This window comes from Natronorubrum tibetense GA33 (assembly GCF_000383975.1).
Taxonomy (GTDB): Archaea; Halobacteriota; Halobacteria; order Halobacteriales; family Natrialbaceae; genus Natronorubrum; species Natronorubrum tibetense.
Window position 1 is genome coordinate 2122249 of the sequence record NZ_KB913017.1, and the last position, 22678, is coordinate 2144926.

The following is a 22678-nucleotide window of genomic DNA, read 5'->3' on the forward strand; positions in this document are numbered from 1 at the left end:
GCTGTTGACAACCGGGCGGTCGGTACCAACACGCTCCGAAAGCGAGCGCTTACGGTGTAGGCTTCCGCGTCGACTCGAGTTCGTCGAACAACTCGCACACTCGAGTCTCGATCTCGTCGCGGACCTCGCGCACCGTCTCGTGATCGCTTCCGTGTGGGTCCTCGAGCCCCGGTCGCGGTTCTCGCCGCTCCAGGTCGCCGGACAGACCCACTCGGCCGAACAGCCCATCGTCACGACGTACTCGCAGTCTTGCAGTTCCTTCTGGGTGATCTCACGGGGTGTCCGATCCCCGAGGTCGATCTCACGCGCGGCCATGACATTGACGACTTCTTCGTGGACCCGCTCGGCTGGCTGTATACCGCCGGTTACGACGGTGATCGTATCCTCGAGATTCCGGTTTGCGCGTTCGCGTTCGCCGAAGGCAGCAGCCATCTGACTTCGTTCAGCGTGCTGGACGCAGACAAACGCGACGTTCATGTGGTATGGGAGACGCACCCGGTGAAAACGCGTTCCGGTAGGGCTCGAGTCATTTTTCGGTCCGGCCTGAGAGAGTCGCTCGGCGGTCGAACGCCGCGCCCGGGAGTTGTTCGACGACCTCGAGACGGGCCGCTGAGAGGTACCACGATTCGGACACCGAGACGCAGATCCGGACACCGTGTGGTACACTCTCTCGCTGCGTATTCGGGGGTCGGAGCGCGAGTATAGCTCGCAACCTTTATCAAGCGCACGACGGAACCTCTACCTAAGATTACTTACCGTCTTATGGCAGGAACTCAACAACCGGAGGTGAACATCGGGCTCGTCGGTCACGTCGACCACGGCAAGACGACGCTAGTCCAGGCGCTCAGCGGCTCCTGGACCGACCAGCACTCAGAGGAGATGAAACGCGGGATCTCCATCAGGCTGGGCTACGCGGACGCGACGTTTCGTCACTGCGAGGGAGCCGAGGAACCCGAATGTTACACCGTCGAGGAGGAGTGTCCGGACGGCTCCGAAAGCGAGCCGCTTCGGACCGTGTCGTTCGTCGACGCCCCGGGTCACGAGACCCTGATGGCGACGATGCTCTCGGGTGCATCGCTGATGGACGGCGCCGTCCTGGTCGTCAGCGCCAGCGAGTCCGTCCCCCAGCCCCAGACCGAAGAGCACCTGATGGCGCTCGACATCATCGGCATCGACAACATCGTCATCGCTCAGAACAAGGTCGACCTCGTCGATAGCGAGACGGCTCGAGACAACTACGAACAGATCCAGGAGTTCGTCGAAGGGACGGTCGCCGAAGGCGCGCCAGTCGTTCCTGTCTCGGCCGGCCAGGAGGTCAACATAGACCTGCTGATTCAGGCGATCGAGGAGGAGATTCCGACGCCGGAGCGGGATCCCAACGCCGACCCACGGATGCACGTCGCCCGCAGTTTCGACATCAACAAACCGGGGACGACCTACGAGGATCTCGCCGGTGGTGTCCTCGGCGGCAGCCTGGTGCAGGGCGAGCTCTCGGTCGACGACGAGATCGAGATCAAGCCCGGTCGCGAGGTCGAAGAGGGTGGCCAAACCGAGTACGTCCCGATCGAGACGACGATCCGCTCGTTGCAAGCCGGCGGCGAGACGGTCGACACGGTCAGCCCGGGCGGCTTACTCGGCGTCGGTACCGGACTCGATCCGGCGCTGACGAAAGGCGACGCGCTGGCCGGCCGACTGGCCGGTCCGCCGGGCTCGCTCCCGCCGACGTGGCAGGAGTTCACGATGGAGGTCGACCTGCTCGAGCGCGTCGTCGGCGCGGAAAGCGGCGAGACGGTCGACGAGATCAGCACCGGCGAGCCCCTGATGATGACCGTCGGGACGGCGACGACCGTCGGCGCGGTCACCAGCGCTCGCGAGGGTGAGTGCGAGGTCAACCTCAAACGACCCGTCGCCGCCGAACCAGGGGCAAAGATCGCGATCAACCGCCGCATCGGCGCGCGCTGGCGGCTGATCGGGCTCGGAACGCTCACGGAGTAACGCCGACGGAAGACGAATGAGCACGCCGACGCGGGTCGCACTCGATACGAGTGCCCTCATGATGCCGGTCGAACTCGACGTCCGGTTGTTCGACGAACTCGATCGACTCGTCGACGCCTACGAGCCGACGATCCCACAGGCCGTCGTCGAAGAACTCCGCCGCCTCTCCGAGAAGGGCGGCACCGAGGGAACGGCCGCGAACGTCGGGCACGACCTGGCGACCGAACGCTGTCTCGTCGTCGACACGGAGGCGTCGTACGCCGACGACGCGCTGGTCGAACTCGCCCGCGAGGGAGGAGTCGACTACGTCGTCACGAACGACCGCCCGCTGGGCGACCGGATACTCGCGGCGAGCGTACCGGTAATTGCATTACGCGGGAGAAACAAGTTAGCGATCACTCAACCATAGATGTACAAGCGGGTCACCTTAACGGACACGGTAGAAGTACCGCCCGAGGAGCTCGGCGACGTCTCGCCGAACCTCGTGAAGCGACTGCTGCAGGACAAACTCGAGGGACGCATGGACGAACAGGTCGGCAGCGTCGTCTCGGTCACCAACGTCCACGACATCGGTGAAGGGACGGTGTTGCCGAACCGGCCGGGCGTCTACTACGAAGCGGAGTTCGACGCCGTCACGTTCGATCCACAGATGCAGGAAGTGGTCGACGGCACCGTCGTCGAAGTCGTCGAGTTCGGTGCTTTCGTCGGGATCGGTCCCGTCGACGGACTCCTCCACGTCTCCCAGATCAGCGACGAGTACCTCGCCTACGACGGCGAGAACCAGCAGCTCGCCTCGAACGAATCTAATCGGACGCTGGGCGTCGACGACGCCGTCCGCGCACGGATCGTCACCAAGAGCATCGACGAGCGCAACCCGCGCGACTCGAAGATCGGCCTGACGGCCAAACAGCCGGGGCTCGGCAAGCACGGCTGGCTCGAGGACGACCACGAGAAGCAAGAAGCGGCTGCGGGTGAATAACCATGGCATCGGATCGGCTCGTCTGTCGCGAGTGCCACCGGGTCAACGAACCGGACAACGAGACCTGCGACGCCTGTAACTCCTCGTCGCTGACCGAGGACTGGGCCGGCTACGTCGTTATCGCCCACCCCGAGGAGAGTCAGATCGCGACCGAGATGCAGGTCACCGAATCCGGCGCGTACGCGCTGAAAGTTCGGTAACCGTGACTCGCGACGACACCGCAGACTCCGGGTCCGCCGGTACCGGCCCGGAGTCAGATGATACCGGCGACCAGCTACTGGTTCTCCCCGACGACCTTCGGCACGAACTCAAAGAGCCGATGGGTCCGGTCGAAACCGACGCCGACGTGCTGCTCGAGGCCGTCGACGGCCCGTTGATCGCCGTCGGCGACGTCGTCACCTATCACTTCCTGCAGGCCGGCCGCGCGCCAGATGTCGCGGTGGTCGACGAACGAACCAAACGATCGGCCGTCGACGAGGAGATCCGGGAGACCGTCACCGAATCGACCAGCCTCGAGGCCGTAAACCCGCCCGCGGAGCTCTCGGCCGAGATGATCGAGGCACTTCGCGAGGCCATGACGAGCGACGAGCCGACGACCATTTTGGTCGACGGTGAAGAGGATCTGGTCGCCTTGCCCGCGATCGTCGCCGCGCCTGAGGGTGCGAGCGTCGTCTACGGCCAGCCCGACGAGGGGATGGTCCACGTGAAAGTGAGCGACGAGCACCGAACCGAGATGCGCGCGTTGCTCGAGCGTTTCGAGGGCGATACGGAGCGATTCTGGACGTTGCTCGAGGGCGACTGACCGACTGATTTTCGGCGTCCCGATTCTTACGGCTTATCCGCCGTTGCCGAGCGCCGCCTCGAACACGCGCTGAGCCCGGCCGTAGGCCGCGTTCCGATCCACGATCGGGTCCGGGTAGTCGGGCGCGAGGTCGGCCCGAACGTCGGCAGGAAGCGTCGGCCACTCGATCAGTTGGTCGGCTGGCACCGACTCGAGTTCCGGCACGTACTCGCGGATGAACGCGCCTTCGTCGTCGTACTTGGCGAGTTGGGCGACCGGATCGAAGATGCGAACGTCGACGGAGTCCGTGCCCGTGGAAGCGATCCATTGCCAGCTGCCGGCGTTCGTCGCCGGATCGTGGTCGACGAGTCGGTCACGGAAGTGGGCAGCACCGATCCGCCAGTCGATCAGGAGGTGTTTCGTCAGGAAGCTCGCGACGACCTGTCGGGGCCGGTTGTGGACGTATCCCTCGCGCTCGAGCTGGCGCATTCCGGCGTCGACGAGCGGGTACCCTGTTTCGCCGCGCTTCCAGGCCGCCAGCTCCGCGTCATCGTTGCGCCACGCAATCTCGTTCGGCGGGTCGTTGTAGTTCTCGCTCGCCAGCTCGGGGAATTCGTACAGGAGGAGGTAGTTCCACTCTCGCCAGGAGAGTTCGGAGCCGTATTTTTCGACGTTCCGTCGCTCGCGGCCGTCGACCGACTCGAAGACGTCGGTGACGGCCGCCCAGACCTCCCGGATGCCGATCGTCCCGCCGGCCAGATGCGGCGAGAGTCGGGAGACAGCGTCGGTTGGCTCTGCTACGGCCGCCTCGAGATCGTCTCGTCGGTCCTTGTATTGCGTGATGCCGGACGCACAGAAGGCGTCGAGTCGGTCCCGTGCTGCCGCGGTGCTGGCTTCGGGGAGGTCGATAGCTGTGTCGGTCACCGAGATCGGTTCGTCGTCGCTAATCGAGGCGAGGTCCTCAGCCGTCGGCTCGGCTGCCGGCTCCGGTTTCGGCCGTCGCTGCCAGTCGGCGTGGAACTGGCTGTAGGTCGGATAGCGCGACTCGAGCGTCGTTGGATCGACGAGGACGGAATCGACGTGCGAGGACGAGCCGACGTTCAGGGCGGATTCGACGGCGCGCGCCTGTTCTCGGCGGGTCGGTTCGAAACACTCGTTGGAGACAACGTGGTCGGCATCGTACGCCGCACTGAGGGAGGGGAGGACCTCGGCAGCGGAGCCGGTTCGAACAACGAGGTCGCTTCCACGGTCCCGGTACTGCTCTCTGAGCGTTCGAAGCGCGCGATCGACGAACGCTCGCTTGCGCTCGCCGAGGGTCGCGGTTACTATCGGGTCGATAACGAACACGGGGACCACGGGGCCGTCGTCTCGACTGGCCGCGGCGGCCAGCCCGCAGTTGTCGGCGAGCCGTCGGTCGCGCCGGTGCCAGAACAGATTCATGTCTCGGCTAGCGACTCGAGGAGGTATAGTAGCCACTGGAAGTCAGTGCACACCCGATCGCACGACCGCTATGCGATCGGTGTGTAAATAGTTGCAGTTGTTACTATAATGCCCTCGGCCACCGGAAGGGGTGGCCTGAATCGACCCTCGTTACTCGACGACCGTGTGCTCGAGGGTGCCGATCCCCTCGATTTCGAGTTCCACGGTCGAACCGTCCTCGAGCCACTTGCCCAGTTCCAACCCACAGCCCTCGCCGACGGTCCCGCTTCCGATAACGTCGCCGGGATGGAGTGTCTCGGACTGAGAAACGTGTTCGATGATGTCCGCAAAGGAATGGTACATCTCGTCGACCGTTCCTTCGGACCAGACCTCGCCGTCGATCCGGGCGGTCATGGGTGCCTCGAGGACGTCGATATCGTCCGCGGGGACGAAGTAGGGCCCCAGTCCGTTCGCGAAGTCTTTCCCCTTTGCCGGCCCGAGTCGTCCCTTCATCTCCCGGCCCTGGATGTCGCGGGCGCTGAAGTCGTTGAAGACGGTGTAGCCGGCGATGTACTCTTCGGCCTCGTCAGCGGGAATGTCCCGACCCCGTTTCCCGATCACGGCCGCGATCTCGAGTTCGTAGTCCATGATCGACGAATACGCGGGCCACTGGATCGTCTCGCCGGGCGCGACGACGCTGTCGGCGTTGCCCTTGTAGTACACTGGCAACTCGTACCAGACGTCGTCGATCTCGCCGTCCATGCTGTTCTGGACGTGCTCTTCGATAGCCATGAAGTCGCGCAGCGAGTTCGGTCGGGGAAGCGGCGCGAGCAGGTCGTACTCCCCGGGTTCGTACCGAATAATGGCCCCGCCGGGACCGCGCTTGGCGTCGGTTTCGGCCGCGTACTCGAGGGCGTCTCTCGCGTCATCGATCGCTCTATCGCCGCGCTCGAGGAAGGCGATCATCTCCGGCGGGACGCGGGCGCGGGCGAGGTCGGCGGGTTCGGGTTCGCCCTCGGCCTCGAGGGCCGCGCCGTAGGCTGCGGTGAGATCGACGAGGGTGGCCTGTCCAGCGGATGTGTCCTCGTCCTCGGCCGTCTCAGCGACGGCTCCGATACGTTCGACGGGTCCGACCGCCGTTTTGACTTCGAAGGTAGCGAGTTTCATGCGGTGTCACCTCCGGCGTCCGCCTCGATAAACGCAACCGGTCGAACCCAGCCCGCGCTGCCGTTCTCGATCGTGATCGGGAACGCGACGATCGGGATATCGGTCCTGCGTGGCAGTTCGTCGAGGTTCGCCATCTTCTCGATCTGGCAGTACTCGACCTCGCGACCGGCGAAGTGGGCCGGCCACAGCTCCTCCGACTCGCCCGATTCGACGTACCGCTCACCCATCGCGGTAAAGGGCTTGTCGAAGCCGTAGGCGTCCGTGCCGATCACTTTCACGCCCTGCTCGACGAGGAATTTGGTCCCTTCGGCGCTCATGCCGGGGAACTGGGTGAGATACTCCGGCTGACCCCACAGCTCGTCGGCCCCCGTCTGGATCAGGACGATCTCGCCGGGCGAGAGCTCGTGGTCCAGGTCGTCGAGAGCGTCCTCTATATCCGCCACCGAAATCTCCTCGCCGGGATCCATCCACCGGAAGTCGAGCACGACTGCGTTGCCGCGACACCACTCGAGTGGCACCTCCTCGATCGTCTTCGCCGGTTCGCCGTCGACCTCGGGTCCGTAGTGCCAGGGGGCGTCCATGTGGGTGCCGGCGTGGGGGATGACTGCGAGGTCCTCCCAGGCGAGTCCCATTTCGTCGGGGAAGTCGCTCGCCTCGACGTCGTGGCCGAGTCCGCTGAGGTTCTCCGCGAGGCGCTCGGCACCGGCTTCATGGTCGAACGCGTCGATCGACGGCGGCATCGGCTCGCTCGGCGGGTCGTCCTCGAGACCGATGCTCAGGTCGATCAGCGTCGCATCGTCGGCTGTCAACAGTCCGCTCATAGGGGCTACGTTTCGGGGCATCCATTTGAAACTGACTGCGGGGGCTGGCTGTGACGACGACACACCGTTGCGAATAGAACTGGATATTCGTAACCTCCTAATACAAAGAGTGATTGATATTGTACAATGACCTACGAAACACTGGATGACGATCTGGTAAACGAACTTCTCGACAACGGTCGCGCGAGTCTCCGCAGCCTCGCCGAAGAGCTCGACGTCTCGGTGACGACGGTCTCCAACCACCTTTCGGACCTCGAGGAGGAGGGCGTCATCGAGGGCTACACGCCGAAAGTCAACTACGACGAACTCGGCTACGACGTCACCGCGATCATGCAGCTCAAAGCCGAGGGCCATGCGCTGCCCGAAATCACCGAGACGCTTCAGGACCACCGACAGATGATCTCGGTCTACGAGGTCACGGGCGACTACGACGTGATCGCTATCGGCAAGTTCGAAGACACCGACGACATGAACGATCAGATCAAGACCCTGATCACCGATCCGGACATCAACCAGTCAAACACGAGCATCGTTCTCAACACCGTCGCCGAGAACGAACAGTTCGAACTCGAGACCGACGACGACTGAACGAGATCGCTCTCAACCGGGAGTAGATCGTTTTCGCGCGTCAGACCCCGATAGGGCGGCCGAAAACCCTTCTGTATCGGTAGCTACGGCATCGGAGCGCCGTTTCGAACGCGGCGTTGCCGAGCCGACGTTCCGGAACTGCTACCCGACAGAGTGACGTGCCGTCCCTGTGGGCGGTAAGAATTCGAGTCTCCCGGCGTCGCTTCGAGAGCCATCGCCGTCATGTTAGAGAGAATCTCGAGAAGGTATTTACACGCTCACGAGAACTCCATGTACATGTACGATTTCGTTGTTGTCGGCGTCGGACCGCCGGGAGCGCGCTTTGCCCGCCGGGCCGCCGAAGACGGCTACGACGTGCTCGCCGTAGAAAAGGGGACGATCGGCGAGCCGCTGGCCTGCTCGGGGCACGTGAGCACGGACATCTGGGAGTTCACCGGCGAGGGCGCTCGCGAGGAGCTGTTCCAGAACGAAATTTACGGCGCGCGATTCCACGTCGGCGGACCACACAGCGAGGCCTACCCCTTCTACAAGAGCGAGGTCGCGTCGAACGTCATCGACCGCGTCGGACTGGATCGCCACCTCGCTGATCTCGCACGCGAGGCAGGCGCGGACGTCCGCGAGGAACACACCGTCACGGCGGTTACCGAACGCCGCGACCGCGTCGAGGTCGTCGCGAACGGTCCCGACGGAGTCGTCGAGTTCGAAGCGAAGATGCTCGCCGGCTGCGACGGGGCTCGATCGCGAGTGCGGGACGAACTCGACCTCCCCGAGCCTGACGAACTCCTCCACGGTGTGCTCGCGTTCTCCGAGGAGGAGGACCACGAGAACTTCGTCGACGTCCACCTCACCGCACCGACCTTTTTTGCCTGGCGGATTCCCCGCGGCGATGCCGGCGTCGAGTACGGGCTCGCGGCGCCGCCGGGCGTCCAGGTCACCAAACACTTCGAGGAACTGATCGACGGCTACGAGATCGACGTCTCGCACCGCTGCTCGGGCCCGATCCCGATCGGGCCGCCGGACCGCGTCACAACCCGCCGCGCGTTCCTGATCGGCGATGCGGCCGCCCAGACCAAGCCGTTCACCGGCGGGGGGATCCTCTATAGCATGACCAGTGCCGATCACGCCGCCCGCGAGATCGATCCCGACCGGCCGACCACGCTCGCGGCCTACGAACACGCCTGGCGCAACGATCTCGAGCGGGAGCAAACGCTCGGTCACTACCTCCGTCGAGCCTATTCGCTTCCTGAGCCCGTTCAGCACGTCGGACTCGGCGCGCTCTCGGGCGAGATTGGTGTCCACATGGATCGACCGACCTCGCTCGTTTCGCCGTCGCACCTCAAAACGCTGCTCTCGAGACTCCGATAGCCGTCCGTCGTCGCCCCGGCGATGTTTCCCCGCCACCGGAGTCCCGTCCACCGACGGAACCCGCAGCCGACAGACCGAAGGCGTCAGTCCCGAAACGGACAGTAGATGACTGGCCGGCAGCGCGCTGCAGTCGAGTTCGTCGCGCGGAGCCTCGAGCGCCTCGGGATCATCGACGCCGAGCGGTTCCATCCGACCGCAGATCTGGCGTGGCCACGGATCGTGACGGGGTTTGCGATCATGTCCAAGCAGACGGCCGATCTCGCGATGGTCGGCATCGCGGTCGGGACGGCGGGAACCGCGGGGCTGGCGTACGCGCTCGCATTCTGGGAGATCGTCACGATGATCGGGCTGGGGCTGGCCGGCGGCACCGTCAGTCTGGTCTCCCAGAACTACGGCGGCGAGGAGACCGACCGCGCCTCGCTCGTGGTGAAACAGAGCGTTCTGCTCGCGACTGCGATCGCCCTGCCGATTGTCGCCGTTTTCCTGCTCTTTGCCGACTCGCTGATCGGCCTCTTCGGCGCCCGACCGGCGTCGCTCGAGCACGGGAGCACCTACCTCGTTTTCGTCGCGCCGGCCGTCCTGTTCGAACTGCTGAACCTGATCGCCAGCCGAACCTACACCGGCGTCGGTGACACGTTCACGGAGATGATCGCTCGCGCGGGCGGCGCGGTCCTCAACATCGTCCTGAGCGCGGTTCTGATCTTCGGCTTCGATCTCGGCGTCGCCGGTGCGGCGATCGGCACGACGCTTTCGACCGGCTTCGTCACCGTCGTCCTCGGCTGGGGCATGGTGGGTCGATCCTACGGCGCGCTCGGCATGGAGCCGAGTCCCGTCCCGATCACGCTCTCCGGGGGCTGGCTCGAGCCGACGATGCTTCGGCAGGTAATCGAGATCTCGACGCCCGAGATCGGTCGGAAACTCGCCCAGGGGATCGTCGTCTTTCCGCTGCTGTGGATCGCCGCGACGTTCGGCCCCGTGGTCGTCACGGCCCTCGAGGTCGGCCGCCGCGTCCGCAGCCTGATTAACAGCGTCAACTGGGGGCTGTCGCTGGCCTCGAGTTCGCTCGTGGGCCAGCGGCTCGGCTCGAACGAGGAGGACGAGGCGGGCGCCTACGGCGCGGCGATCATCCGGCTCTCAGTGGTGTGTTTCACCGGACTGGCCGCGCTCGTCGTCGTCTTCGCGGAGCCGATCGCGGGCCTGTTCGTCGGGGGCGAGGAGGTCGCGCTGGCGGCCACGTTCGTCGCCGTCGGCGCAATCAGTTCGATCGGGTTCGGAATCGACGGGGCCGCGGCGGGAGCGCTGCTCGGCGCGGGCGACACCCGCTGGCCGTTCGTCGCCTCGCTGGTCGGCCGCTACGGCTTCGCGGTTCCGGCGGCTGCGCTGGGGCTGGTCACGCCGCTCGGCGTTGCCGCGCTCTACCTCGCCCTGTTGCTCGAGACGTTCGTCCCGGGCGGGATCAACTACTGGCTGTTTCGAAGCGGCCGCTGGAAGGTCGTGAGTCGGCGGTATCGCCCGTCGTCGGATTCGGAATCGGGCTAACTACCCCACTCGGATGTGCCGAAGCAGGGTCGGCGCCTTCGTAATATCTTTCGGCGCAAACGGGTACAGAGACAGCAGGTCGAAAAGCGTTAGTTCGTACCGTTGCAGTCGCGCTGCTTGCTCGCCTGATAGTTGACCTACGTTCCGAACGAACCGATTCTGCTGGCTGGCGTCGAAGTCGTACAACAACTCCCCTACTATCCGTTGGATCTTCCATCTCGAACCCCGTTTCCGGTTCCATCGGTCCTCGTACGCTGAAAGAATCCTTCGAGAGATGTTCCCCTTCCGAAGCGCATCCAGTACGACGTCGGCCGCCATTTCGGCGGACTCCATTCCGGGTCGAATTCCTTCTCCGAACATCGGATTGAGGCTCGAAACTGCATCGCCGACCGCAACGATGCCGTCCCCGACTCGCTGATTGATCGAATTGTCGGACGCGACTTCGCCCGCGTGCACACCGCGAATCTCCTCGACGTCCCATCGCGAATCGCTTTCGATCCACCGGCGGACGTACGCGTCTATGTTGTCACCGCTCGGACGCCGGTGGCGCTCGTAGAAATCGTCCACCCAGCAGACGCCGATTTTGAACACCCCGTCGCCCGCCGGGAAGACCCAGGCGTAGCCACCGGGGGCGTACTCGTGATCGAACCGGAACAGCATCGAGTTACGGTCGAACGACCCGCACACCTCGAACTCCTTTCCGATCCCTCGTTGTGCGGCCTCCGGATCCCACATCCCGAGTTCGCTCGTCAGTACGCCGGCGGGTCCGGTTGCATCGACGACGACATCAGCGTAGAACTCCCTGACGCCACCGTTCTGCCGTGCGACAACGCCGGCTACGGTTTCGTCCTCCAAAATCGGCCCGGAGACGCGCGACCCGGTGAAAACATCGACACCGCGTTCTGCGGCATCTTCGCCGAGATACGCCAGGAACGCGGGAAAGTCGAGAACGTAATTCGGAATCTCGAGCCGCTCGCTCGCTTCGGGTCCCTCGAAAATGACACCGGGATTGGAACTCATTATCACGCGTTCCGGAATATCGTATCCCGCTACGACCTGGTGGAAGGTACCGCCGGTCGATTTGTCGTTGTCGCGGAGGGTTTCGTTTCTCTCGAGGACCGCGACCGAATGCGCTGAGCGGTGGCTGATCTCCCTCGCGAACTGGAGCCCCGCCGGTCCACCTCCGGCGACGACGATATCGTACTCTGCCATTCGACGGTCGAACTACAGCGCCGATCCAAATAATAGGCCCCGGCCGCCTGACTCGCGGCATGCGGCCGGCAAGGCTCGAAAGTGTGCACGCGACGCGTACCGATTGCGCAATCGCGGCCGTGTCGAACGGCTCGAGGGTGCAGTCCTTTCAGACGCCGGAACGGAGTCCCGGACGAGTCGTTCCGGATGGCATTCGCCCTCGTGAAGGGGCGAGCAGTGCGACCGATATCCGCCGTCCGTGGACTCCCGATCAGTTGCTATCGGAGCGCGGAGCGACTGGCCCGGTCGAGCCGAACAGGTTCTCCGGATCGAACTCGGTTTTGAGATCGACCATCCGCTCGTAGTTGTCGCCGAAGCGGAGTTTCGCGGGATCCTCGTTCAGTCCCGGGAAGTTACCGTAGCTCCCTCCACCGACCGCCAGTTCGCTCGCGTCAGCGATCGCTTCGCGAGCCCAGGTTACGTTCGCGTCGTCGTCGTCGCGATCCTCCCAGTTGGCTTCGACGGTGAGCATGTAGGGCTTGTCCCGGTGAAAGAACGCGGTCGCGTCGTTCGGGACCTCCTCGACCGCGCCGCCGAGACACCAGAGGTCGATCGTAGAGAGCTTCGAGGGGGCCGACTCGGTGTACCGAACCATGATATCGACGACGTCGTCGGTGACCTCGGTGAGGTAGACCGCCTTCCAGTAGTACCGGAGTCCGTCGGGGTAGTCCTCGTCGAGCATCGACTGCAGGGAGACGTAGTCCATCGATCCGCTGAGATCCACGATCGGCGTCGCACTCGTCCGTAGCGGGTCGAACACGTCGGCGGCCGTCTCGAGATCACCCCGGTAGGAGCCGAGCATCGCGACGGCGGGGTCGCCCCACGCCTCCGCGGGAAACTCCTCGAGGTCGGGAACGTGCGCGGCGAAGGCGAGCACGCCCGCCTCTCGCGGCGCGTCGACGGTCCACTCGAGGGTCCGCTCCATCACCGCGGCCGCATCGTCGGCGCGGAACCACGCGAAGAACGCATACACCTCGACCTCGTGGAGGTCGAACTCGAACGACGTGACGATGCCGAGGGAGCCGCCGCCGCGGATCCCCCAGAACAGGTCCGCGTTCCGGTCAGCGCTTGCGGTGTGGACCTTCTCGTCCGCGGTGACGACGTCGACGCTCCGAAGGTTGTCCAGCGCGAGTCCGTACTGCCGACTCAGGTGACCGTAGCCCCCGTTGAGGGTCAACCCGGCGACGCCCGTCTCAGAAACCACGCCGAGGGCCGTCGCGAGGCCGAACAGTTGCGTTTCGCGGTCGACGTCCCCGAGGGTCGCGCCGCCCTCGACGCGAGCGGTTCGTCGGTCCGGATCGACCCGGACGCTCCGCATCGCCGAGAGGTCGACGACGAGGCCGCCGTCGCAGACGGCCGTCCCGGCGACGTTGTGTCCGCCGCTCCGAACCGCGAGCGGCAGGTCGTGCTCTCGAGCGAACGTCACCGACGCGACGACGTCGGCGACGCCGGCACAGCGGGCGACGATCGCCGGATACCGGTCTATCATTCCGTTCCAGACCTGCCGAACCCGTTCGTACTCCGGATCCGACGGACGGACGACGTCGCCGGAGACGTCGGCTTCGAACGCCCGAACGTCGCTGCTCGGAAGGTCGGCGAGCGCCTTCTCACCTGCTGTCTGCCTACCGTTGCCATGGATCGAACTACGCCACCAGCGGCGATAGACTAGTTTGGCGATTTATACGATGATCAACCGTGTAGATACGACGGCGTCGACGATCGAGCGTCCGGAATCGGCCAAGTCGGCGAGCGACGACGGCACTCGGTCCAGTGGTCGGAGCGTCCAGTCGTCGGCCGACTCGAGCGCCGGAGATAGTTATCACTCCGAGCACTATAATCCGGTATGGCTGACCCAGCAGCGCCGAAATCCGAATCGGACGATAGCGACGGGTTCGACGAGACGGGCCTCGGCGCCGGAATCGCGATCGGAATGGCGATCGGCGTTTCGATCGGTATCGGGACGGACAACCTGGCGCTGTGGCTCCCGATCGGCGTGGCTATCGGCGTTGCTCTCGGCGCCGGAATAAATCAGTGAGCGTCGCTTAGGTCCCGTTCGAGGGTCGAACCGTCACCCGCTGCGTCTCGGTTTCCTCACCGCGTTGTTCGGCGACCACGTACTGCACTTCGACGACCAGCGACTCGTCGCCGTGCGGTTCGATCGCCTCGTAGAGCCGATCGGCGAGCCCCGACTCGGGTCCCGGCTCTTCGCCGCCGACGGTAACAATGACTCGATCGATCGACTGAATCGGGTAGTTGCCGTCGAGTTCGACCGCGACGTCTTCGTTTTGGAGGTGCTCGTACTCGGACTCGTTGAGCACCGCCTCGACCTCGTTCTCGGCCGACGATTCGAGTTCGGTCGTGTGGAAATCGAGGAGCGTGACGCCGGCCAGCGGCGCGGCGAGCACCAGCAGTCCGACGCCGAATATCGTCGCGTAGGTGTACGTCGGTTTGCGGGTCGGTGAGACCTCGAACAGCCCCTGCGGGCGGTAGCCGGCGATCCACAGCGTCGCCAGCGCGGCGAGGTTGATCGAGAGGAGGTTGACGACGACGAGGACGGCAGCACCGATCGCCGCGCCGTACATCCCCCAGGCGACGGTGATGCCGACCGCGGCGGAGGGCGGGATCAGCGCCGCGGCGATCATCACGCCGACGATGGCCTCCGAGAAGCCCCGCGTCAGACTCAGGATGCCGGCGATCCCGGCTCCCAACGCCACCGCGAGCGAGAACAGGTTCGGCGAGACGCGCTCCTCGAGTTCGGTCGCGACGACGATGTCGACCCCCGCGGGCTCGAGGCCGGCGAACCGAGCGAGGGTGGCGAGGACGATCGACGCCCCGACGACGATCGTCACGCCGACGAACTGGTAGCGAAAACCGGTCGCCTTGAGCCGGTTGTCACCGGTGACGATGCCGACGTTGGCCGCGAGCGCGGGCCCGAGAAGCGGGGCGATGACCATCGCGCCGATGACGACCGCCGGCGAGTCGGCCAGCAGGCCCGCGGTGGCGACGACGGCGCTGATGAGCAACATGACGGCGTAGATGGTAAACGGCGGCGTGAGTTCGTCGGCTTTCGTCCGGAGGACTTGCCTCGAGGTGCGAGCCCCCTTCCCACCCTGGCTGTACTGGTCACGAAGCGTCGAGAACTGTTCTGAGAGGACCGTCTCGGCGTTGATTACGACGACGCTGGAGTCGTCGCTGATACCGGCTCGGCGCAGTCGGTCGAGCACCGGTTCGACGGCCCGCGTCGGCAGCGGGAACCGGACGACGGCCGTGTACCCCCGGCCGCTGGTTTCGTCGCTGACGACGTAGTCGACTCCCTCCTCCTCTAAGATGTCGAGCACGGCCCGACGTTTTCCATCCGGGACCGTAATCTCGAGATAGCGCATACGGGACCCACAATCGAGCCGTGGATAATTTCGGGGTCGGCAGGAGACGGGTAGTAACGAGACGAGGGCGCGCGAACAGCGTCAGTCGTCGGTGCCGACGATCCCGCAGGCGATGGCGTCGGGGTTGCGAATCTCCTCGCCGTCGACGGCGTCGGGATCCAATAGCAGGACCGTGTCGTCGGGCATCTCGGCTTCGATCTGTACCGGCCGACCCAGAACGTCCTCGAGTTCGTCCGCGTCGTCGATGTCGAACGCCCGCTCGAGCAGGAGCTCGGCGTTCGCTCGCGAGAGCACGAAAACGAGGCCTGACGGATCGGCGGCGTCGTTTGCACCCGCCTCGAGCAACTCGGAGAGCGAGTCGGCGCTGATCTCGTCGAACGAGCGAATCGTCACGCGCGCGGTATCGGAGCCGGGGGCGTCGCTCGACTGCGTGCGCAGTCGCGCGGACAGTTCCTCGAAATCCGTGGTGGTCTCGATCGGGGTGTCGTGACTCGAACCCATGGCGGGAGTCGACCGTCGGTGTGCTTGACGCTACGGCCGGCCAGTTCCGGGATGGGACCGTGCGACGGCGCTCTACCTGCACGATTATTGTGTGCCACTTCGTACCACGACTATGGGAGAGACACTCGACGATATCGACTTTCTCGCCCGCTCCGACCACCGCGTCGGGGTACTCGAGACGCTGGCCGAACGCCCGTGTGACCGGGGCGACCTGCGCGCCGCGACCGGGGCCTCCTCGCCGACGTTGGGGCGAATCCTCACCGACTTTCAGGATCGCCACTGGATCGAACGGGACGGACGAACGTACCGGCTGACCGAACTGGGCGAATTCGTCGCGGATCGATTCGGGACCTTCGTCGACGCGATGGCGCTCGAGCGACGACTCCGAACGGTCTGGCCGTGGCTGCCACACGAGGTCGACGGGTTCAGCGTCGACCTGTTCACCGACGTAGTCGTCTCCGTTCCGGGTCCCGGATACCCCTATCAGCCCGTCGAACGCCTCACGGATCTACTCGCAGAGACGACGACAATGTACGGATTCGGGATGGCGATGCTCAAGTCGAGTAATTTGGAACCCTTCTTCGACCGCGCCCTGGACGATCTGGTGTGTGAATATATCTATCCGCCTGCCGTCTTCGAGGAACTCCTGTCGTGGGACGGCAAAACCGTCGCGGAGGCGACCACGCGACCCAACTACACCGTCCTGTTGCACGACGACCTCCCGGTGGACGAACGGTGTGGGATCTGCCTCTTCGACGACCGGGTCAGCATCTGTTGTTTCGATCACGAAACCGGAACGCTCCGCTCGCTCGTCGACACGGGGAGCGACGAGATGCACGGGTGGGCGGCGTCGTACTACGAGCGGTTCCGGGCGGAAGCCAGCCCGCTCGAGGCGGCAGACGACCTCCTTTCGGTCGAATCGTTTCCGTGAGCGGTCTATCCGGTTCGAACCTCCCTCTGTCGACCGCTGCGTTCACGTCGTGAAATATTTCACTAGGAAATTATACATTCGCCTGCCGCGTACTCGCGTTCGTGGTGAACTGTCATGAGCGATCAGGAATACCAATCCGCCGGCTGGCAGCTCGAACAATCCGCTTCCGAGGCCTACGAACGGTACTTGGTCCCACCGCTGTTCGCCCCGTGGGCCGAACGGCTCCTCGATGCCGCCGATCCGCGTGAGGGTGATCGTCTCCTAGATGTCGCGTGCGGGACCGGCATCGTGGCGCGCAGAGCCGCCTCTCGGGTTGATGAGCACGGAGCCGTCGTGGGCCTCGACACCAACGAGGGAATGCTCGCGGTGGCGGCGGAGACGACCGACGACGAACGCCGACCCACGATCGAGTGGCGACGGGGGGACGCGACAGATCTCCCGTTTCCCGAGGGACGATTCGATGTTGCCTGCTGCCAACAGGCCCTCCAGTTCGTCGACGAACCGTCCGTTGCACTCGAGGAGATGCACCGCGTCCTCGAACCGGGCGGACGCGTGGCGCTCAGCGTCTGGCGACCGTTGGAGTACCAGCCCGGCTACGTCGTCGCGGCCGACGCGCTGGAGAGCCACATCGGTGATGAGGCCGGGGCGATGATGCGCTCTCCGTTCCCCGCGTGGGACGGGGATACCCTCCGAACACTCGCCCGCGAGGCGGGGTTCGACGACGTATCGGTCACCATCGAGATCGGCTCGATGCGCTATCCATCGGTGGCGGAGTTCGTGCGTCGGGAAGCTGCAAGCTCACCGCTGGCCGAGCCCATCGCAGCCGCCGAGCGGACGGTTCGAGACGAGCTGATTCAAGCGGTTGGGGACGGGATCGACGCGTATATCGACGACGAGGGAGTCGTCTTCCCGATGGAATCGTACTGCTTCACTGCGCGCGGATAGCAACGGAGGGCGGTCGCCAGCGCTCGTCGAGCGGAGAGGTCTCCTATCCTCGACGAACCCGAATCAGACCGAGAGCTACGAATCACTCGAGCCGCGACCGGAGAGCCACTCGTCCATCCAGCCCGCAAACTCCATGCGCTCTTGCATGCGCCACTGAACGAGGGCCACGGGCAGCGGGACGGCCGTCAGCGCGGTAAAGAGCCAGACCGTTGGCAGTCCCCGCGTCAGGACCCAAATCAAACAGACGAGTCCGACGACGCTTTCGAGGACCGACAGCGCGATCCAGACCCGCCAGAGCCGGTTCGCTCTGGCCCGCTGTTCCGCCGTATAGATCCGATAACCGTTGGCGACGCCGAGCGGTCCGCCGACCAGAAAGACGACCGAGAGAACGATCGTCATCGTTTCGAACATACGGCTCTCTCGGACGGAAACATCAAAAATCCATCTACTCTTCTGGGGTGGACTACAGGCAGTCGGACAGTCGATCCGACCGATTCGAGCCCGTAGCGACCTCCAGTAGCGCTATCCGTGATACCGGCTGGCGGGTTCCAGCAACGGGCTCGAGGCCATCAGGCGCGTTCGGTTTCGGATGGTCGCCCGTCGTCCGACTCCGCGGCTCGCCGTGCGAGCATCCCTCGCTTGGACACGTAGTAAGCGAAGACGAGAAATCCGGCTGCCGGTAGTATGATCCCCAGATCGTACTGTTCGGGGTTCTCGAGTCCGAGTCGCCTCGCATCGATGTAGACGAGCACGGCCATCGGGATCTGGATGACGAAGAGACCGACCAGGAGGGCGAGGACCAGATCTGACATACCCGGTCGTTTGCTATCAATTGACGTAACTATGCCGAAGATTGTGAGTGTGAGACAGCGCGTGTCGGTGCGCCGTTCGACTGCCGGATGCCGAACGCGGGCGTTACTGATACGCCGGTAACCGGTCGGACGAGTCCGATCCCTCGAGGAATGGCAACTCGGTCACGGTCGCGGGCACTTCCTCACCGGCGACGCGAACCGTCAGTTCGTGGTTCTCGAGCCCGTAGTCGAGGAGCGCGAGCGCGATAGTCTGCTCGAGCAGCGGACTCTCTCCCGCGCGAGTGACCTCACCGACCGAGCTATCGCCGTCGAAGACGGCCGCGCCGGAGTCCGGAACTGCCTCATCCTCGAGCGTCAGTCCCACCAGCCGCCGGCTCGGCTGGCCGCGGTTCTCGACGCGGGAGACGACCTCCTGGCCGACGTAACAGCCCTTCTCGAAGTCGAGCGCGTTTCGCAGGCCGAGCACGTTCGGGAGCGTACCCTCGAGTTCGGTCTCGAACAGCGGCGAACCGGCCTCGAGCGCGAGACTCTCGAACGTTCGGTAGCCAAAGGGCGCGGCGTTGAGCCCCTGATTGAGGAGCGTGTCGTAGACGCCCTCGGCGTCGTCGGCCGCACAGATCACTTCGTAGCTCTCCTCGCCGGTGAGCGCGTCGGTGCGGATGACGGTCACGCCTTCGTCACCCATCGTCCCGCGGACGAACGAGTAGCGCTCGTCGGGCGACGCCGCGCCGTTGAGAACGCTGGCGATCTTCTCGGTGGCGTGGGGTCCGTGGATCCCGAAGATCGCGTACTCGTCGGTCGCGACGCGGATGTCGACGTCCTGGATAAACACCTTCTCGGACCAGTCCTCGGCCAGCGGCTCCGCCTCGGCGGGCGGCGTAAAGAGCAAGAGGCGCTCGCCTGCGTTGTAGATGTAGAGTTCGACGGCGATGCCGCCTTGGGGGTCGAGGACGAGCGCGTAACAGCCCTGCCCGTTTTCCGCCGGTACGCGGTTCGAGACGACGTTGTCGACGTACTCGAGTCGATCGTCACCCTCGACGACGACGACGCCGTAGGCCAGTTCGAGCAGGCCGACGCCGTTGCGGACCGCGCGGTGGGTTCGCTCGGGCCGGCCGAAGTGTTCGACGATCGTTCGGCCGTCACGCTCGCCGAACGTCGCGCCGTGATCGGTATGAATAGACTCGATGACGCTCATGCCTACTCTCAGGAGCCTGCACCCCACAGGCGTTTCGATTCAGAAGGGGAGGCGCTCGCGAATCCAGTCCCCGATCGTTTGCGCCTCGTCTTCGTCGGTCGGCGTTTCCGGAACGACCCGGTCGTCGGGCTTGATGACGGTCTCGCTGGTTCCGGATTCGACGGTGATCAGGCCGTCCTCCTTGAGCGTCGACAGCGCCATCTCGAGTTCGTCGATATCGACCTCGACGGCGGCGCGCAGTTCGAAGACGGTCATCCCGTCGTCGGTGCGATCGACGAGCGCGTCGAGTACCGCCACCTCCGTCGACTCCCGGTCCCGGTACTCCCGCTTTGCTCTCATCCGTTTCCGTATTCGACGACCGGGGATTTGACGTTTGTCGTTCACCGGGCAGGCAGCGACCGATCGTGACGTTCGTGATATAACTCGTGTCTCGAGAGGCAGTACGTTTTTTATGGTGTGACTGGGTACGGTGGGACAATGGTCCTGCGATGTTCGCTGCTCGGTCACGACTACGGTGACACCGACGTCGAACGCGAGCGCGAAGAACGGGGCAGTGAGGTCGTCGTAACCGTCCAGGAGTACGAGGAGTGTGAGCGCTGTGGCGATCGGAACGTCATTAGCGAGAACACCGAGGTAACGAGCCTCTCCGCCGAGACGGCCGCCGACGCGCTTCCCGACGAGTACGATCTCGAGTCCGACTCGACTGCACCGACCGACGGCGAGGCCGTCGAAACACCACCAGACGCGACCGCGGAGGCCGGCACCGAGGTCGAGTTCTCCGAAGGCGATGACGACGCTGCGTTGATCGACGCCGACGACGGTGATGCCGATCCGGCCGCGCCGGCTGCCGGTGCACCCGAAACCGAGCCGGCGGCCGGCTCCGACGAGGCCGAGGACGAGTTCGACGTTCCGACCGATGAGAACGGCGATCCCGTCACCGACGACGGCGAAATCCTCGAGGACGACGAACCGCCGGCCGATCGCGACCGCGAACACGGCGAGTGGCCCGACTCGGAGGACGTCGGGCCGCCCGTCGGCGCGGCAAACGAGCCAACCGAGTGGCCGGACAGCGACGACGCGGAGGCGGACGACGCTGATGCGGTGGCACCCGCCGAGACCGACGACGACGCCGAACTCGTCGACGCGGACACTGAGGTCACCGACGACGCTATGATCCTCGAGGACGACACCGACGCGACCAGCGACGGAGCCGAGTCACCCGCGGCGGCCGACGCTCGGTCGGTGACCACGACGGAACCGAACCCGTCTGACGCTCAGGGCGCGGACGAAGCGACGGCGCAGGCTGACACCAGCGGCAATTCGGGTTCCGGCATCGAGCGAGCAGCGACCGCGCCGACGCCCGGCCAGAGCGGCGGGACGGCTCGCGACGACATCCCCTCCGAGTTCTACTGTCCGCGATGTGAGTACGTTGCTGGCAGCGACCGGAGCTCGCTTCGCGCCGGCGACATCTGTCCCGAGTGCCGAAAGGGCTACCTCGGCGAACGCGAGCAGTAGCGCAGCCGACACGCGCGACCGAGCGGTCGCCGGACTCATCGGGAGGGACCGACTGACTTCGTACGACAGCAGAACTGCGCCGATACTCCCCCTCACCAGCCGCTGCTCGCGTCGTCTGTCGAATCGATGAGAGATCGGCTATGAAAAGAGGTAAACAGTCCGCCGTGTATTTCCGATTCATGAAGGAGTACAAGATGCGTCGCGGTGAGTACCTCGAGGAGCGAATCCCCGATATGGAGTCGACAGTCGTGGACTACTTCGGCCCCATCACCGACACGGAAGAGTACAAGGGAAGCGACCTCTTCGTGATCGGCGAACCCGACAACCCAGTCTTCGAAAAGGTCGTCGCCGGGACGATCGAGTACTCCGGCAAAAAGGACAAACTCGGCGTCGAGTTTTACGAACGCGATCCGACCGAACTCGGTCCCGACGAACTCGAGGCCGCAGCCGACGCCGTCGACGCGAAGAACGACTTCCTACTCGAGGCGACCGGCCGGGACGCCAAATCCCGCCGCGACTCGATGAAACGATCCGTCGAGGACGACCCGGACCACGACGTCGACGCCTGATCGGACGAGAACCGCAGTCACGCGCTTCTGCGACGAACAGCAGCCGAATAGCGTATCGTCCGGTCCGACGACCTGCGAGTCCCGCCGGTCGATAGCCGGCGAGTGTCTCGTTGCTCGATAATCAGCGAGCGGTCCGTTTTCGACACCCAGCGAGCACTCGTCCGTCGATCACTCGCGGTGGTCACGTCGCTCGTGGACGGAGACCAGTCCGCCGGAGCTGCGGAAGACAAAATCGGCGACGTCGCCGACCTCGATCTCGTTGAAATCTTCGCGGACGACCGCCGTCCGTCGACAGTCGTCGCTCTCGTCCATCTCGCAGGCGCGGATCCGATACTCGATGGTCTCGAACTCGCGCTCGAGTTCCGTGACGAGAGCATCCGAAAGCTTGAGCGGGTCATCCTCGCCGATCTCGTCAGCGAGAGCGTCGTGGATCTCGCCGTCGTAGAACGCCCCTTCGTCGGGATCGTATCGCCGCACGGCCGCGTCGATCGGATCGTCCGTCTCCGTCGGCTGGAGGCGAACGGACTTCCGGGCGATCTCGACGCGGTCGGCGAGACCGAGCCGCGTCAGACAGCCCGCGAGGGCGATCGACGGGACGAGGGCGACGAACGCGCGTCGGTTCACACGGTGACTATCGTGGACCGGCCTCGAGAACCTTTTCCTCGAGACTCCGAAACGGCTAATACCGGACCGTCAAATCACCCGAACGATGGATATCGCTGCGTTCCTGCTCGCGACGCTGGTCGCCCACATCGGCTTCGCTGTCTTCGTCGCCGGCCACGCCCACCTGACGGACACTGACGCCGGAAACTGGCCGTACATCACGCTCGCACTGGGTCTGGCGGGTCTCGCCGGCTACTTCTTCTACGACGAATGAGAGGAGTTGAACGCGACGGGCGGAGACGGCTGTGGGGTCGATTAC

General features: G+C 64.8%; 26 protein-coding genes and 1 pseudogene. 14 read left to right on the top strand and 13 right to left on the bottom strand.

The genetic code is table 11. The features are described 5' to 3' along the window. Nucleotides 1-49: 49 nt before the first annotated feature. A pseudogene (locus NATTI_RS0111145) lies at nucleotides 50-477 on the bottom strand (arsenate-mycothiol transferase ArsC). Nucleotides 478-762: 285 nt separating this feature from the next. Between NATTI_RS0111145 and NATTI_RS0111155 the strand changes: the two are divergent. The 5 genes from NATTI_RS0111155 to NATTI_RS0111175 are packed head-to-tail and all read left to right on the top strand — an operon-like array spanning nucleotide 763 to nucleotide 3776. Then, on the top strand, nucleotides 763-1995 hold the full coding sequence (locus NATTI_RS0111155; RefSeq protein ID WP_006089518.1) for a translation initiation factor IF-2 subunit gamma: 1233 nt from the start codon (nucleotides 763-765) through the stop codon (nucleotides 1993-1995). Between the two features lie 16 nt (nucleotides 1996-2011). Next, nucleotides 2012-2404, top strand: coding sequence for a PIN domain-containing protein (locus NATTI_RS0111160; RefSeq protein ID WP_006089519.1), 393 nt, complete (start codon nucleotides 2012-2014; stop codon nucleotides 2402-2404). After that, on the top strand, nucleotides 2405-2974 hold the full coding sequence (locus tag NATTI_RS0111165) for a DNA-directed RNA polymerase (protein ID WP_006089520.1): 570 nt from the start codon (nucleotides 2405-2407) through the stop codon (nucleotides 2972-2974). Nucleotides 2975-2976: 2 nt separating this feature from the next. After that, a complete protein-coding gene (gene spt4 / locus NATTI_RS0111170) occupies nucleotides 2977-3174 on the top strand; it encodes a transcription elongation factor subunit Spt4 (RefSeq protein ID WP_006089521.1) in 198 nt (65 codons plus the stop codon). Nucleotides 3175-3176: 2 nt separating this feature from the next. Beyond that, nucleotides 3177-3776: a GTP-dependent dephospho-CoA kinase family protein gene (locus tag NATTI_RS0111175; protein WP_006089522.1), complete on the top strand. Its 600-nt coding sequence runs from the start codon at nucleotides 3177-3179 to the stop codon at nucleotides 3774-3776. 33 nt (nucleotides 3777-3809) lie between these two features. On the opposite strand, the gene NATTI_RS0111180 is transcribed toward NATTI_RS0111175, so the two are convergent. From NATTI_RS0111180 to NATTI_RS0111190, 3 genes are all read right to left on the bottom strand, one after another. Then, nucleotides 3810-5195 (bottom strand): cryptochrome/photolyase family protein, encoded by a 1386-nt coding sequence (locus NATTI_RS0111180; protein WP_006089523.1) that lies wholly within the window; start codon nucleotides 5193-5195, stop codon nucleotides 3810-3812. Between the two features lie 150 nt (nucleotides 5196-5345). After that, nucleotides 5346-6341: a fumarylacetoacetate hydrolase family protein gene (locus NATTI_RS0111185; RefSeq protein ID WP_006089524.1), complete on the bottom strand. Its 996-nt coding sequence runs from the start codon at nucleotides 6339-6341 to the stop codon at nucleotides 5346-5348. After that, nucleotides 6338-7162, bottom strand: a complete 825-nt coding sequence (locus NATTI_RS0111190) for a cyclase family protein (RefSeq protein WP_006089525.1) — start codon at nucleotides 7160-7162, stop codon at nucleotides 6338-6340. The genes NATTI_RS0111185 and NATTI_RS0111190 overlap by 4 nt, the downstream gene beginning before the upstream one ends. 126 nt (nucleotides 7163-7288) lie before the next feature. On the opposite strand from NATTI_RS0111190, the gene lrp reads away from it, so the two are divergent. From lrp to NATTI_RS0111205, 3 genes are all read left to right on the top strand, one after another. Further along, on the top strand, nucleotides 7289-7750 hold the full coding sequence (gene lrp / locus NATTI_RS0111195; protein WP_006089526.1) for an HTH-type transcriptional regulator Lrp: 462 nt from the start codon (nucleotides 7289-7291) through the stop codon (nucleotides 7748-7750). Between the two features lie 276 nt (nucleotides 7751-8026). After that, complete coding sequence (locus tag NATTI_RS0111200; protein WP_006089527.1) at nucleotides 8027-9115, top strand: geranylgeranyl reductase family protein; 1089 nt, start codon at nucleotides 8027-8029, stop codon at nucleotides 9113-9115. A 105-nt stretch (nucleotides 9116-9220) separates the two neighbouring features. Further along, nucleotides 9221-10654, top strand: a complete 1434-nt coding sequence (locus tag NATTI_RS0111205) for an MATE family efflux transporter (RefSeq protein WP_006089528.1) — start codon at nucleotides 9221-9223, stop codon at nucleotides 10652-10654. On the opposite strand, the gene NATTI_RS0111210 is transcribed toward NATTI_RS0111205, so the two are convergent. Further along, nucleotides 10655-11866: an NAD(P)/FAD-dependent oxidoreductase gene (locus tag NATTI_RS0111210; protein WP_006089529.1), complete on the bottom strand. Its 1212-nt coding sequence runs from the start codon at nucleotides 11864-11866 to the stop codon at nucleotides 10655-10657. It lies immediately after the preceding gene. A gap of 250 nt (nucleotides 11867-12116) precedes the next feature. Next, a complete protein-coding gene (locus NATTI_RS0111215) occupies nucleotides 12117-13394 on the bottom strand; it encodes an FAD-binding oxidoreductase (RefSeq protein WP_006089530.1) in 1278 nt (425 codons plus the stop codon). Between the two features lie 354 nt (nucleotides 13395-13748). On the opposite strand from NATTI_RS0111215, the gene NATTI_RS0111220 reads away from it, so the two are divergent. Next, nucleotides 13749-13940, top strand: a complete 192-nt coding sequence (locus NATTI_RS0111220; protein ID WP_006089531.1) for a hypothetical protein — start codon at nucleotides 13749-13751, stop codon at nucleotides 13938-13940. 7 nt (nucleotides 13941-13947) lie between these two features. Here the strand turns inward: NATTI_RS0111220 and NATTI_RS0111225 are convergent, their stop codons facing one another. Both NATTI_RS0111225 and NATTI_RS0111230 read right to left on the bottom strand, forming a co-directional pair. After that, a complete protein-coding gene (locus tag NATTI_RS0111225; protein WP_006089532.1) occupies nucleotides 13948-15288 on the bottom strand; it encodes a TIGR00341 family protein in 1341 nt (446 codons plus the stop codon). Between the two features lie 81 nt (nucleotides 15289-15369). Further along, nucleotides 15370-15789, bottom strand: coding sequence for a hypothetical protein (locus tag NATTI_RS0111230; RefSeq protein WP_006089533.1), 420 nt, complete (start codon nucleotides 15787-15789; stop codon nucleotides 15370-15372). Between the two features lie 112 nt (nucleotides 15790-15901). On the opposite strand from NATTI_RS0111230, the gene NATTI_RS0111235 reads away from it, so the two are divergent. Both NATTI_RS0111235 and NATTI_RS0111240 read left to right on the top strand, forming a co-directional pair. Continuing rightward, nucleotides 15902-16720: a helix-turn-helix transcriptional regulator gene (locus tag NATTI_RS0111235; protein ID WP_006089534.1), complete on the top strand. Its 819-nt coding sequence runs from the start codon at nucleotides 15902-15904 to the stop codon at nucleotides 16718-16720. 114 nt (nucleotides 16721-16834) lie between these two features. Then, nucleotides 16835-17665: a methyltransferase domain-containing protein gene (locus tag NATTI_RS0111240; protein WP_006089535.1), complete on the top strand. Its 831-nt coding sequence runs from the start codon at nucleotides 16835-16837 to the stop codon at nucleotides 17663-17665. Nucleotides 17666-17740: 75 nt separating this feature from the next. Here NATTI_RS0111240 and NATTI_RS0111245 read toward each other — a convergent pair whose 3' ends face one another. The 4 genes from NATTI_RS0111245 to NATTI_RS0111260 form a co-directional block, all read right to left on the bottom strand. After that, entirely contained in the window at nucleotides 17741-18076 is a 336-nt protein-coding gene (locus tag NATTI_RS0111245) for a hypothetical protein (RefSeq protein ID WP_006089536.1), read from the bottom strand. Between the two features lie 158 nt (nucleotides 18077-18234). Beyond that, nucleotides 18235-18477: a hypothetical protein gene (locus tag NATTI_RS0111250; RefSeq protein ID WP_006089537.1), complete on the bottom strand. Its 243-nt coding sequence runs from the start codon at nucleotides 18475-18477 to the stop codon at nucleotides 18235-18237. A gap of 103 nt (nucleotides 18478-18580) precedes the next feature. Then, nucleotides 18581-19672, bottom strand: coding sequence for a CAF17-like 4Fe-4S cluster assembly/insertion protein YgfZ (gene ygfZ / locus NATTI_RS0111255; RefSeq protein ID WP_006089538.1), 1092 nt, complete (start codon nucleotides 19670-19672; stop codon nucleotides 18581-18583). A 39-nt stretch (nucleotides 19673-19711) separates the two neighbouring features. Continuing rightward, a complete protein-coding gene (locus NATTI_RS0111260; RefSeq protein ID WP_006089539.1) occupies nucleotides 19712-20011 on the bottom strand; it encodes a DUF6432 family protein in 300 nt (99 codons plus the stop codon). A gap of 138 nt (nucleotides 20012-20149) precedes the next feature. Here NATTI_RS0111260 and NATTI_RS0111265 point away from each other — a divergent pair, with 138 nt between their 5' ends. Next, entirely contained in the window at nucleotides 20150-21187 is a 1038-nt protein-coding gene (locus NATTI_RS0111265) for a DUF7093 family protein (protein WP_006089540.1), read from the top strand. A 179-nt stretch (nucleotides 21188-21366) separates the two neighbouring features. Beyond that, nucleotides 21367-21756 (top strand): DUF5611 family protein, encoded by a 390-nt coding sequence (locus NATTI_RS0111270; protein ID WP_006089541.1) that lies wholly within the window; start codon nucleotides 21367-21369, stop codon nucleotides 21754-21756. A 168-nt stretch (nucleotides 21757-21924) separates the two neighbouring features. Here the strand turns inward: NATTI_RS0111270 and NATTI_RS0111275 are convergent, their stop codons facing one another. Next, complete coding sequence (locus NATTI_RS0111275; protein ID WP_019991822.1) at nucleotides 21925-22380, bottom strand: hypothetical protein; 456 nt, start codon at nucleotides 22378-22380, stop codon at nucleotides 21925-21927. An 85-nt stretch (nucleotides 22381-22465) separates the two neighbouring features. Between NATTI_RS0111275 and NATTI_RS26530 the strand changes: the two genes are divergently transcribed. Beyond that, on the top strand, nucleotides 22466-22633 hold the full coding sequence (locus NATTI_RS26530) for a hypothetical protein (protein WP_006089543.1): 168 nt from the start codon (nucleotides 22466-22468) through the stop codon (nucleotides 22631-22633). The last annotated feature ends 45 nt before the right edge of the window (nucleotides 22634-22678 follow it).